The 11,820-nt window shown below is 35.5% G+C and carries 12 protein-coding genes; 7 read left to right on the forward strand and 5 right to left on the reverse strand.

Annotated elements, in window-relative coordinates:
* Window positions 1-13: 13 nt before the first annotated feature.
* Genes mltG through ACMAZA_RS07465 form a run of 4 tightly spaced genes read right to left on the reverse strand, consistent with a single transcriptional unit; the run spans window position 14 to window position 3,603 of the window.
* Window positions 14-997 carry an endolytic transglycosylase MltG gene (gene mltG, locus ACMAZA_RS07450; RefSeq protein ID WP_435188352.1) on the reverse strand — a complete coding sequence of 328 codons (984 nt, stop codon included), beginning with the start codon at window positions 995-997 and terminating at the stop codon, window positions 14-16.
* Window positions 988-1,821, reverse strand: coding sequence for an aminodeoxychorismate lyase (pabC, locus tag ACMAZA_RS07455; RefSeq protein ID WP_435188353.1), 834 nt, complete (start codon window positions 1,819-1,821; stop codon window positions 988-990). Before pabC ends, mltG begins: the two co-directional genes overlap by 10 nt.
* Window positions 1,822-1,853: 32 nt before the next feature.
* Complete coding sequence (locus ACMAZA_RS07460; protein WP_435188354.1) at window positions 1,854-2,165, reverse strand: pyrimidine/purine nucleoside phosphorylase; 312 nt, start codon at window positions 2,163-2,165, stop codon at window positions 1,854-1,856.
* Between the two features lie 10 nt (window positions 2,166-2,175).
* Window positions 2,176-3,603, reverse strand: coding sequence for a leucyl aminopeptidase (locus ACMAZA_RS07465; protein WP_435188356.1), 1,428 nt, complete (start codon window positions 3,601-3,603; stop codon window positions 2,176-2,178).
* A gap of 78 nt (window positions 3,604-3,681) precedes the next feature.
* On the opposite strand from ACMAZA_RS07465, the gene ACMAZA_RS07470 reads away from it, so the two are divergent.
* The 4 genes from ACMAZA_RS07470 (at window position 3,682) to ehuA (ending at window position 8,887) form a co-directional block, all read left to right on the forward strand.
* The gene (locus ACMAZA_RS07470; protein ID WP_435188358.1) at window positions 3,682-4,401 is read left to right on the forward strand and encodes a thioredoxin fold domain-containing protein; all 720 of its coding nucleotides are present in this window, start codon (window positions 3,682-3,684) and stop codon (window positions 4,399-4,401) included.
* On the forward strand, window positions 4,391-5,656 hold the full coding sequence (rsmB, locus tag ACMAZA_RS07475; protein WP_435188360.1) for a 16S rRNA (cytosine(967)-C(5))-methyltransferase RsmB: 1,266 nt from the start codon (window positions 4,391-4,393) through the stop codon (window positions 5,654-5,656). Before ACMAZA_RS07470 ends, rsmB begins: the two co-directional genes overlap by 11 nt.
* 122 nt (window positions 5,657-5,778) lie before the next feature.
* Complete coding sequence (locus ACMAZA_RS07480; RefSeq protein ID WP_435188362.1) at window positions 5,779-8,028, forward strand: molybdopterin-dependent oxidoreductase; 2,250 nt, start codon at window positions 5,779-5,781, stop codon at window positions 8,026-8,028.
* 82 nt (window positions 8,029-8,110) lie between these two features.
* The gene (gene ehuA / locus ACMAZA_RS07485; RefSeq protein ID WP_435188364.1) at window positions 8,111-8,887 is read left to right on the forward strand and encodes an ectoine/hydroxyectoine ABC transporter ATP-binding protein EhuA; all 777 of its coding nucleotides are present in this window, start codon (window positions 8,111-8,113) and stop codon (window positions 8,885-8,887) included.
* Here ehuA and ACMAZA_RS07490 read toward each other — a convergent pair.
* Complete coding sequence (locus ACMAZA_RS07490; RefSeq protein WP_435188366.1) at window positions 8,880-9,353, reverse strand: Lrp/AsnC family transcriptional regulator; 474 nt, start codon at window positions 9,351-9,353, stop codon at window positions 8,880-8,882. The two genes, ehuA and ACMAZA_RS07490, sit on opposite strands and share 8 nt — an antisense overlap.
* Window positions 9,354-9,495: 142 nt before the next feature.
* On the opposite strand from ACMAZA_RS07490, the gene ehuB reads away from it, so the two are divergent.
* From ehuB to ehuD, 3 genes are all read left to right on the forward strand, one after another.
* Window positions 9,496-10,338 (forward strand): ectoine/hydroxyectoine ABC transporter substrate-binding protein EhuB, encoded by an 843-nt coding sequence (gene ehuB, locus ACMAZA_RS07495; RefSeq protein WP_435188368.1) that lies wholly within the window; start codon window positions 9,496-9,498, stop codon window positions 10,336-10,338.
* A gap of 121 nt (window positions 10,339-10,459) precedes the next feature.
* Window positions 10,460-11,128: an ectoine/hydroxyectoine ABC transporter permease subunit EhuC gene (gene ehuC, locus ACMAZA_RS07500; RefSeq protein ID WP_435188370.1), complete on the forward strand. Its 669-nt coding sequence runs from the start codon at window positions 10,460-10,462 to the stop codon at window positions 11,126-11,128.
* A 2-nt stretch (window positions 11,129-11,130) separates the two neighbouring features.
* Window positions 11,131-11,793, forward strand: coding sequence for an ectoine/hydroxyectoine ABC transporter permease subunit EhuD (gene ehuD, locus ACMAZA_RS07505; protein ID WP_435188371.1), 663 nt, complete (start codon window positions 11,131-11,133; stop codon window positions 11,791-11,793).
* The last annotated feature ends 27 nt before the right edge of the window (window positions 11,794-11,820 follow it).

The following is an 11,820-nucleotide window of genomic DNA, read 5'->3' on the forward strand; positions in this document are numbered from 1 at the left end:
CTATAATTTTAAACTAGTTAGTCTTTAAGTACTTCTTGATATTCTCTTTATGCTCGTCATAAGTCTCTGCAAATGCATGACTACCATCTTTCTTTGAAACAAAGTATAGTGCACTCCCCTTAACCGGATGAAGCGCTGCAAATAGAGAATGGTAGCCAACAGAGGAGATAGCACCTGGAGGTAGCCCCTTATTTCGATAGGTGTTATAAGGATGATCAAACTTCAAGTCGCTTCGAGTTAGTGGAGGCTTGTATTGATCTCCCAGAGCATAGATAACGGTGGGATCAGTCTGTAGACGCATATTTGAATTTAATCTTCCAATAAACACACCGGAAATTATTGGCTTTTCGTTATTAAGGGCTGTTTCGTTTTCTATCAATGAAGCTAAAATAATTGCTTGATAAGGTGAATCAAGTGGGATAGATTTATCTCTGTTTTCCCACAACTCTGCCAATTTGACTTTCATTGTTTCATGGGATTTTTTTAAAACATTCTCAATGCTTTCGCCATAATTAAAAATATAGGTTTCAGGATAAAACCAACCATCGTAAGGCTTCTTTACGCCAATTGATTTCATAATATTCTCCAGAGATCCATTGGAGTTTATTGATGGGTCTTTATCTAATTGTTCAAAGTAGTATTGAATCGTTTTTCCTTCAACCAAAGTAACTTTAGTTTTAAGGACTTCACCATTTGAAATTTGATTAATGAAATTAAAAATACTGGTATCAGGCTTTAGTTCATAATATCCAGACTTTAATTTCTTATTTGCATTGAGCAGCCTACTCAAGGACGTAAAGAACCTCTTTGATTTAATTATTTTTTTTTCACTCAACTCCTGTGCCACTTCACCTATGGAAGAGCCAGATTTAACTTGAAAAATTTGAGGTTGGTTAACTAAAATATCCTTTGATGTCAGTATCCATGCGATTAGCAATAATAAAAGAGCGGACGCTATGATTCTTGAAAAAAGTTTACGTCTAGTAGTTAAATACATGTCCAAGATTTGCTATCTTTAGTCACCGATTCAAATGCTATTTTAATCCGCTCAGTCAGGGATCTTTTTTGGAACTGAAAATCCTCAATCAAATTAACTGACTGAATCCCAATAATGCTATTTGAAATGAAGACTTCGTCAGCTTTTATTACCTCATTTATTGAAATATTTCTTTGTTCAACATGTAACTCTATCGATTCTGCCAGCTCTAGAATAAGAGATCGCCGACTTCCTATGACGCCGCATCTATCCAAACTTGGCGTGACTAGCCTTTGGCCAAAAATGAAATAAATGTTTCCTTGGGTCACAGAAATGATATTTTGGTTTTCATCTAACATAATTGCCTCATCAGCTTTCAATGAAGACCGCGCCAAAATTTGTTCAATCCTATTGCAATGTTTAATGCCTGCTAGATTTGGATTTGAATGGAAACCACTTTGAGCATACTCAAGAGAATATGATTCTCGTGTATGAGTTTTTTTCATTTCTGAAACAATGACAACTCTAACTGGCAAAATATCATCAGGATAGCTATACCCCCTTTCTGTATTGCCGCGTGATAAAACTAATTTAAGAACGCAATTTTTTTTTGAAGTTAAGTTAAGTGCTTTTTTGATATCCTTTAACCATAAGGATTCTTCTATGTTTTTTATTTTGAGTTTTCTGCAACCAATTTCCAGTCTCGACAGGTGTTTTTCCCAAAATAAGATGCGATTATCTTTAACAATACAGGTTTCAAATAGTCCATCACCATATTGAAAATTACGGTTAAAAATACTTACATTTGACTGCTCTTTACCATTGATAATTGCGATTGAATCCATATCTTATGGGAGCATTATATTATGCAATAAGGTTAGGAATATGAACAGCAATAATCAACAACTGAGTTCACTTTTAACTTAAAAATGCTTTGAGCGGGAACCTCAAAAGACTCTCCACCTTGAATAGTTTTCCATCTATCACTGCCTGGAAGTAAAACATTCATCTCTCCTGCAAGGATCTCCATTAGCTCATGCTTTTCAGTGGAAAATTCGAATTCACCTGACATCATAATTCCAAGAGTTTTTGTGCTACCATCATTCAACTTAATAATTCTACTGGTGACTTTGCCATCGAAATAAATGTTAGCAGCCTTAATAATCTCTACGTTTTTATAGGTTGACATAAGCAGTTCCTTAAACTTGATCCATGATATATTGAGTCAACAGAGGCACAGGTCTTCCAGTAGCTCCTTTTTTTGAACCTCCAAGCCATGCAGTCCCAGCAATATCAATATGTGCCCAAGAGTATTTTTTAGTATAACGCGCTAGAAAGCATGCTGCTGTTACTGTTCCAGCCTCTCTACCCCCAATATTTGCCATGTCAGCAAAATTTGATTTAAGTAAGTCATCATATTCCTCATCGAGAGGAAGTTGCCAAACAGTGTCTTGAGCAGATTCACCTGAAACTTTTAAGGCATCTACAAGGCTTTGATCATTTGACATTACTCCAGAATGGTGTTTACCTAAAGCTATAATAACTGCCCCAGTTAATGTTGCAATATCAATGACAGTTTTTGGTTTATATTTTTCACAATAAGTTAGGGCATCACACAGTATAAGTCTGCCTTCGGCATCTGTATTAAGGATTTCAATGGTTTGCCCAGACATGCTTTTGACTACATCACCCGGTCTCGATGCATTATGAGCAGGCATATTTTCTACTGCAGGAACCACTACTACTAAATTCACTTTAAGATTCATTTCAGCAATTGCCCTCATACTGCCTAGAACCGAAGCTGCTCCGCACATATCGTATTTCATTTCATCCATTCCAGAACCAGGCTTCAAAGAAATACCGCCGCTATCAAAAGTTACTCCCTTTCCAACCAAAACAATTGGGGCCGCATTTCCATTATTTGAATATTTCAAACTGATTAGCTTTGCAGGCTGAGATGAGCCTCTAGAAACTGATAGCAGGGAATTCATTCCAAGAGATTCCATTTCAGACTCTTCTAAAATCTCACATTCTAAATCATAATTTTTTGCAAGTGATTGAGCAGCATCAGCAATGTAGGTTGGAGTGCAAATGTTTGGGGGTAAGTCACCTAACTCTCTTGTCAGTGCCATTCCATTTGCAATGGCTACTCCTTTTTGAATTTCATTCGCACCATTATTTTTTGAGTAAAGATTAACCGCCTCAAGGACAATATCGCTTGGCTCTTCTTTGACACCGACTTTGTTAACTTTATAGCTTTCATTTTTGAGCACTCTTGCAGTTGAAGCTTGAATCCAAGCTTCATTAGCGTCCTCAACCTCTATCAAAGGGATCACAACATTTTTAACTTTTGAGCTACTCATTGCCGATGAGAGTGACTTTAGTACCTTAATGAAATTCTTCTTAGTTAAGGGTGACTCTCCAAGACCAACAACAAGTACTCTTTTTGACTTATAACCTTCAACTTTTCCAAGCATCAAAGTGCTGGCTAATTTTGGCTCAAATCGGTGAAGATCCAAATACGTCTGAATAATTCTATTATCATTTGATTTGTCCTTTGAGGCAAAGGCAACTGAGCAGTCTCCGCTGTAATGATCAACAGCTTGATGAGTGACAAAAAACTCCATATCTACTTCCAAAAATTATAATCTCGATATTCTACCAAAAAACTGTAAAATTTACTCCTTTAATCATGAGTTTCTAATATGAAAAAGTTTCTCGCAATCACTTTATTATTAATATCTAACTATGCATTGGCAGATGTAAGTATTGTTGTTAATAAATTAAAACCTTTCTTTCCTGAAATTCAAGCAGAGAACATTAGTCCCTCTCAATTAGATGGTTACTACGAGGTCATTCTTACTGATCCTTTCATTGATGTTATTTATATATCAACTGATGGCAAATACGTAATTCAGGGAGCAGTAACTGATCTTGAGCTAATGACTAATATCTCTACAAATCGAATTAGTGAAATAAAACTTGATATTCTAGAAAGTATTAGTGATAACGATAAGATTATTTTTCGAGCTGAAGAAGAGAAATACGTCATTAATGTATTTACCGATGTTGATTGTCCTTATTGCGCTAAATTACATGCCAACATGAAACAAATGAATGGCCTTGGTATTACGGTAAAGTATTTAGCCTCTCCTCTAGAGCAGCTCCATCCAAACGCCCAAAGCGCTATGGAAAAAATTTGGTGCGCTGAAGATAAAGCTCTTGCTATACATAATTATAAGTCCAAAAGACAACTTCCTGATAGCCCGGAGTGTATAAACCCAGTTGCAGAACAACTCGCAATTTCAAAGCAGTTAGGTGTCAATGGAACACCATCAATATTTTTTGAAAATGGTACAAATTTACCTGGTTACCTGCCTCCAAACGATCTACTAAATAGAATTTTGCAGACAATTGCTCAATAAAAATAGCGCCAGAGTTCTCGCACTTAAAGCTATTTGTTTAGTAGCTTTAGAGAAACGATCTTTATCTGATTCACTTTTCCCAACTTATGGCGATGACTTATCATTTGCCAAATCTTTGGCATTTGGCTCAATTAGGTTTTATCATCACCTAAATGACATCATAACCCCTCGACTTAAAAAGCCGCTAGAAAAGAAAAATCTTGATCTTCATTGTTTGCTAGTACTCGGGGCATACCAAATAATTTACACTGACATCTCTAGACATGCTGCAATAAATGAAACAGTCGAAGTCACAAAGATAATTGATAAGCCATGGTCAACAGGTTTTATAAATGCAATTCTAAGGAGAGTTGAAAGAGATCAAAAATCGATTTTTGAATCAAAGCATTATTCTCACCCAGCCTGGCTAGTAAAAAAAATCAAAAAAGACTACCCTGACAATTTTGAGAATATTTTTTTAGAAAACAACAGAAAAGCCCCTATGTCTATTAGAGTAAGCCCATCAATCAATAGGGATGAATTCCAAAAAGAACTTGGAGAGTTAGGCATTCTAAGTCAGGCATCTGATATTTCATCACAGGGATTAATCATTGAGGATGCAGTTAGTGTTCAAAAATTACCCAATTTTCAAAATGGTTCGTGCTATGTCCAGGATATCTCAGCTCAATTAGCTGGTTATCTGATTTCTCCAAAAAAAGGAGATTACATTCTTGATGCGTGTGCTGCTCCTGGAGGGAAAACAACGCATATTGCTGAACTATGTGAAGAGTCAGAAATTGTTGCATTAGATAGTGATAAGGATAGACTTCAAAAGGTAGTTCAAAATATTAATCGACTACAGTTAAAAAATGTTACTGTTGTTCAGGGAGATGCTACCAATACAGATTGGTGGGATAAGAAGCTCTTTGATAAAATTTTAATTGACGCCCCTTGCTCAGGAACTGGTGTCATCAGAAGACATCCAGATATCAAGCTGTTGAGAAAATTAAAAGATGTCAGTCACGCCACTAAAATTCAAGCCGAAATTTTAAAAAACTTATGGAGCCTTTTAAAGCCTGGCGGTCAGTTATTTTATGCAACTTGCTCAATCTTAAAAGATGAAAATGATCTTCAAATAAAAGCCTTTTTAGATAACTTTAAAGATGCCAAAAATATTGAAATTGAAATTCCTTGGGGTGAGGGACAAATTGGAAAACAAAAGCTTCCAGAGCATAACTTTGATGGCTTTTATTACGCAAAACTTACAAAAAATTAGTCTGATTATATTTTTAATAGTATTAATCAAAAGTATTAAATAGAGAAATTATTATTAAATTAGAATATTGATTCATAGTGTTAAAATCAGATTATTTTTAGAATAAAACCCGACTACCTCTCATGTCAAATTATGTAAGTACACATTGGGGAACATATAAATTTTCGCTAGATGAAAATAAAAAAATAAAGTTGGACCATTGGGAATTAGATTCCTCGCCAACTGAGTTTGGACTAGGTTTGGCAGATGCTGCTGTAGATGAGCTGAGAATAAAACAACCTTTCGTTAGAAAAGGCTGGATAGATAATAACTGTAAAGGTGATGGAAATAGAGGACGCGATGACTTTGTACCCATAAGTTGGGATGAAGCTTTTGAACTCGCATCCAAAGAATTACTAGAGACAAAAAAAGCATTTGGAAATTCTGCCATTTTTGCAGGTTCATACGGGTGGGCTAGTGCTGGCAGATTTCATCATGCTAAAAGTCAGGTCAACCGTTTTTTTAATTTATTTGGTGGCTTTAGTTCGTCATTCCAAAGCTATTCCTATGCTGCAGCGCAAACTCTTTTACCTCACATAATTGGCTTAGATTTATACTCAACCTTAGATGAGCATACCTCTTGGGAGGCTTTATCTAAAGAATGTGAATTAATTTTGATGTTTGGAGGTATGCCTTTAAAAAACTCTAAAGTCTCAGCTGGCGGAGTAGGCAAGCATGTAACAAAGCAAGGGATGACTAAATGTAGTGAAAATGGAGTTGAGTTCATTAATATTAGTCCAATTCAAGACGATGCTCCATCATTCTTGAATGCAAAGCAAGTCCCTATAAGACCAAATACAGATACTGCATTAATGTTAGCTCTTGCAAACATATTAATTAAAAATGAAACCTATAATAAAAGATTTATAAAAAAATACACGGTTGGGTTTGATAGTTTTGCAGACTATGTATTAGGTAAAAAAGATAATCCAGACTGTACTCCAGAATGGGCATCTCAAATTACTAATATTCCAGTTGATTCAATTAAAGAATTAGCAAAAAAAATAATCTCAAAAAAAACCATGATCTCCATATCTTGGAGTCTCCAAAGGGCATCAAGAGGAGAGCAGCCTTTGTGGATGGGTATCACGCTAGCTGCCATGCTTGGACAAATAGGTACTGCTGGTGGTGGGTTTGGTTTTGGTTATTCTAGCGTCAATAGTACTGGTGATTCATATGACAAAATACCCTGGCAAAGCCTACCTCAAGGAGTCAATCCAATTAAGAATTTTATTCCGGTTGCTAGAGTCACTGATATGCTGGAAAAGCCTGGAGAAGAGTTCCTTTATGATGGTCAGAAGTTAACTTATCCAGATATTAAATTAATATATTGGGCCGGAGGAAATCCTTTTCATCATCATCAAGATCTAAACCGACTGGTAAAGGCATGGCAGAAACCAAACACAATTATTGTCAATGAAATCTGGTGGAACCCACAAGCTCTTCATGCTGACATTATTTTTCCTGCTAATACAGCTTTAGAAAGAAATGACCTTATGCTAAATCCTAGAGACCCAACAATAGTGGCCAATAAATCTGCTATGAATAGCTTTGAAAATTCCAAAACTGACTTTGAAATATTTTCTGGATTAGCAAAAAAACTTGGTTTTTTAGAATCATTTACTGAAAATAAAAGCGAAATGGATTGGATAAAATTTATCTGGGATGAAAGTTCTAAAGCCTATGAAAAAACTTATAAAAATAGTGATTTGAGTTTGCCTAGTTTTGAAGAGTTCTGGGAAAAAGGGTATTTTGAGGTTCCCACTCCAAAGATTGAAAAGATTATGTTTGATAAATTTAGAAAAAATCCATCAAGATTTCCTCTACAAACACCATCTGGAAAAATAGAAATCTCATCTGAAACAATTTCAAGCTTTCAACTAAGCGATTGTCATTCTCACCCATATTGGTATGAACCATATGAATGGCTGGGTAATGTAGATGAATACCCTTTGCATTTAATTTCAAATCAACCAAAATATAGGCTACACAGCCAACTGGAAAATGCTGAAATGAGCCAAAAGAACAAGATACATGGAAAAGAGCCGGTAATGATTAACTCAAAAGATGCACTAGATAGAGATATCAAAAATGGTGATATTGTTCTGTTATATAATGCTCGTGGAAGAGTTTTGGCAGGGGCAAGAATTTCTGACAATGTTATGCCAGGTGTGGTTGTTTTGTCGACTGGTGCTTGGTTTGATCCGGACTATGATTTAAATATTGAAAGACATGGGAATCCCAATGTGCTAACTAAAGATGTTGGAACCTCATCCTTAGGCCAAGGCCCAACTTGCCATACAACTCTAGTTGAGTTGAAAAAAACAAATTAATAAGTTATTTTAGGAAGATAAAAAATTATAAAATCCTAAAGCAATACCTTAGAGAAAATTTTATTTAACTACAATTAAGGCAATGGAAAATATTATAGAGTTTGAAAATGTTTCTAAATCTTTTGGTGACTTACAAGTTTTAAAGAATCTCAACCTAGAAGTTAAAGATGGTGAAAAATTAGCACTTATAGGGCCAAGTGGTTCCGGCAAGACTACAATCTTGAGAATTTTGATGACTTTAGAGACAATCGATGATGGTTTTGTATCGGTCAACGATGAGTATTTATGGCATGAAAAGAGTGATGGAAAAATTATTCCTGCATCTGAAACACATTTACACAAAATGCGTGATCATATTGGAATGGTCTTTCAACAATTCAATTTATTTCCACATTTAACTGCCATTGAAAACGTACAGCAACCTCAAACTTTAATTAAGAAAAAAACTGATGCTGAGGCTAAAGAAAAAGCTGAAGAGTTGTTTAGTTTGGTTGGTCTAAGTGATAAAAAAGATCATTATCCGCACCAGCTATCGGGGGGCCAACAGCAGCGTGTAGCAATTGCTAGAGCGCTTGCAATGGATCCAAAGATTATGTTGTTTGATGAGGTAACATCAGCATTGGATCCAGAACTTGTAGATGAAGTTTTAACAGTGCTACGAAAACTTGCCTCTGACTCAGATACAACAATGCTCACTGTAACCCATGAAATGAATTTTGCCCAAGAATTTGCAGATAGAGTTTTATTTTTTGATGGTGGTCAGATTGTTGAGTCAGGCAAACCTGAGAGCCTTTTCTCGAATCCAAAAGAGAAAAGGACGAGGGAATTTCTTAAAAAGTTTATCAATAATATCAATTAATAGGAATAGATAAATTCTCCTTTACTTTATTCATAACTACCATGGAGTTAAAGCGCTTGATGTTTGGATCTTTTAAGAAATATTTCTTTGTAAATTCTTCATAATCTCCCATTTCATTAAAGGTTGCTATCACAACGTAGTCATAATCACCTGTAACATAGTAACACTGCATAACCTCTGGTGCGCTCAACATTGATTTCTTGAACTCTTTATCATGTTCAGCGCCTTCTATGTCACTTAGTATTTGAACAATTATTGTAATTTTTCTGTTGAGTTTATTACGATTAAGTACAGAGACATCCCTCTCAATAATGCAAGCTTTACGTAATGAATTTAATCTTCTTTGACAGGCCGAAGATGATAATCCTACTTCTCTAGCTAATTCTGCTGAAGTTACTCTGTTATTTACTTGAACTGCATTAAGTATTTTGAAATCAAAGCTATCTAATTTATTGATGTTATTCATAATGGCGAATTATCGCATAATTAAATTGAATAATTATTAATATTGCATAATTTACGCAAATATATGTAAATTAAAAATAATTTTAGTCTTAATGATGGTGTTAAACTTTATTTTCCAAAACAATAATAAAAAGGAGAAAGATATGAAAAAAATAATTTCATTATTTACATGTTTTTTTATTGTATTGGGTTTTACGCAAGTTTCATATGCTGAATCTGATACTTTAAAAAGACTTAAGAAGCAAGGCTATGCAACAGTAGCTGTTGCTAATGAGCCACCTTACTCTGATATTAAGTCGGATGGATACGTGACTGGCGCTGCACCTGATGTTGCTCGCGCTGTTCTTAATGTCCTAGGGGTTCCAGACCTTAAAGCTGAAGTTATTATGTATGGTGCTATGATTCCAGCTCTTCAAGCAAGAAGAGTAGATATGGCTACTTCAGGTCTTTATATAAAGCCTGGCAGATGTGAGTCAATCATTTATTCTGAGCCTGATCTTTGTGGTGCTGAAGCTTTTGCAGTTCCAGCGGGCAATCCAAACAATCTATTAACTTATGAAGATATTGCCGCTAATCCTTCATTAAAGATGACTACTTGTGCTGGTTGTGCTGAAGAAAAATACGCATTAGAGCGTGGTGTTAGCGCTGATCAAATTGTTTATTTTGATGCTCCTCCAAGTGGTATTAAGATGCTTCAACAAGGAAGAGTTGATGTATTTGCTCTATCAGGTTTAGGTACAGCAGATCTACTGAATAAAACTAATGATCCAAATCTTGAATTGGTAATGCCTGTTACAGGCGTTCCAATGGGTTGTGCTGGTGCAGCATTTAACAAGGATGATTTAGAGTTTAGATCTGAATACAATATGGCTTTAGCTATGCTAAAAGCTACTGGTGAATTTGCGGCTATAATAGAACCTTATGGTTTCTCAGCAGAAGCAACTGCCAGTAAATCCTACTTGACGCAATGTCCAGATGGAATGTAAATTTATTTTATAATTTATCTTCCCTGTAATCTCTTCAGGGCAGGTTTATTTAGAATTTACTTAACAACCTAATCTGCCCTGTAATTAATTACAGGGCAGGTTTTTTTTAGAATTTTTTTTTATGAATGAAGTCTTAAATTTCTACCCAATACTGATTGAAGGAACGATTACAACGATCCAATTAACAGTGCTAGGTGCTATTTTAGCTCTAGTTATTTCATTCATTGTAGGGCTAGCAAGAATCTCTAAATTCAAATCGGTTAGAGTGATTGCAATCATTTATCTGGAATTCTTTAGAGGCAGTTCAGCTCTTGTACAAATGTTCTTTATCTACTTTGTACTTCCAATGTGGGGTATATATTTTGATGCTCTCACTGCTGGAGTTGTTGCTTGTGGACTAAATGTTGGAGCCTATGGATCCGAAGTAGTTAGAGGCGCGATACTAGCTGTTGGAAAAGAACAGCATGAGGCTTCACAAGCTTTAAATTATTCTGTTTTCAAGAAATATAGATATGTGATAATTCCTCAGGCTATTCCAATTATGATCCCTACATTTGGTAACCTTCTCATTGAGTTACTGAAGTTAACAGCAGTTGCATCTCTTATTACTATCTCTGATCTAACATTCATGGCTCAAATTATTAGAGTTCAGACTGCCCTTACTTTAGAGCCCTTTCTATTAATACTTGTCATATACTTTGTTATTGCCTCAATCCTGGTCAAGATGGTAGACCTGATTGCTAAAAAATTCTCTAAAGGCCGAAATATTATGACTGCAGGAGATAAGTAGTCATGGAATGGAATTGGGATCACGCATTCGCAGTTTTACCGCAACTGGCTGATGGACTTGTTGTAACGATTCAAGCAACAATTGTTGCATCCCTTCTAGCTTATGTTTTGGGTTTGGGGATAGCGATTTTAAAAATGTCTAAAAGCAAGTTCACGCGTATCTCTTTATATTGGGTTACTGAGTTTGTAAGAAGAACGCCAATTCTTGTTCAGCTCTATGTTGTGTTTTATGTCCTACCTGACTTTGGAATTTTCCTTGAGGCATTTACATGTGGCGTAATAGTTCTTGGTATTCACTTTAGCACATATACATCAGAAGTCTTTAGGGCTGGCATTGATAATGTTCCTAAAGGACAATGGGAAGCTGCTAAATCCCTCAACTACAGCCCAGTTCAAACATGGAAAAATATTATTCTTCCTCAAGCAATACCTCCAATGATTCCCCCACTTGCGAACTACTTGATAACAATGTTTAAAGAAACACCTTTACTTGCCGCAATAACAGTTGTTGAATTATTTAGGGCTGCTGACCAATATAGTAATAGTCACTATACTTATCTTGAACCAATGACTTTGGTTGGAATATTCTTTTTAATTGTATCAATCCCATCTGCTATGCTAGCTATGAAACTTGAAAAGAAGTTTAAGCAAGCAAAAACAGTCTAAAAGTTAATCCAAAGTATTTACTTTGAC

The organism is Pseudothioglobus sp. nBUS_23 (assembly GCF_051201565.1).
GTDB lineage: Bacteria > Pseudomonadota > Gammaproteobacteria > PS1 > Pseudothioglobaceae > Pseudothioglobus.

Excerpts from the sequence above, each read along its gene's own strand:
- pabC (WP_435188353.1), bottom strand. The coding sequence starts at position 1,821 with ATGGATTCAATCGCAATTATCAATGGTAAAGAGCAGTCAAATGTAAGT.
- ACMAZA_RS07460 (WP_435188354.1), bottom strand. The coding sequence starts at position 2,165 with ATGTCAACCTATAAAAACGTAGAGATTATTAAGGCTGCTAACATTTAT.
- ehuB (WP_435188368.1), top strand. The coding sequence starts at position 9,496 with ATGAAAAAAATAATTTCATTATTTACATGTTTTTTTATTGTATTGGGT.
- ehuC (WP_435188370.1), top strand. The coding sequence starts at position 10,460 with ATGAATGAAGTCTTAAATTTCTACCCAATACTGATTGAAGGAACGATT.
- mltG (WP_435188352.1), bottom strand. The coding sequence starts at position 997 with ATGTATTTAACTACTAGACGTAAACTTTTTTCAAGAATCATAGCGTCC.
- ehuA (WP_435188364.1), top strand. The coding sequence starts at position 8,111 with ATGGAAAATATTATAGAGTTTGAAAATGTTTCTAAATCTTTTGGTGAC.
- ehuD (WP_435188371.1), top strand. The coding sequence starts at position 11,131 with ATGGAATGGAATTGGGATCACGCATTCGCAGTTTTACCGCAACTGGCT.
- ACMAZA_RS07470 (WP_435188358.1), top strand. The coding sequence starts at position 3,682 with ATGAAAAAGTTTCTCGCAATCACTTTATTATTAATATCTAACTATGCA.
- ACMAZA_RS07465 (WP_435188356.1), bottom strand. The coding sequence starts at position 3,603 with ATGGAGTTTTTTGTCACTCATCAAGCTGTTGATCATTACAGCGGAGAC.
- ACMAZA_RS07490 (WP_435188366.1), bottom strand. The coding sequence starts at position 9,353 with ATGAATAACATCAATAAATTAGATAGCTTTGATTTCAAAATACTTAAT.
- ACMAZA_RS07480 (WP_435188362.1), top strand. The coding sequence starts at position 5,779 with ATGTCAAATTATGTAAGTACACATTGGGGAACATATAAATTTTCGCTA.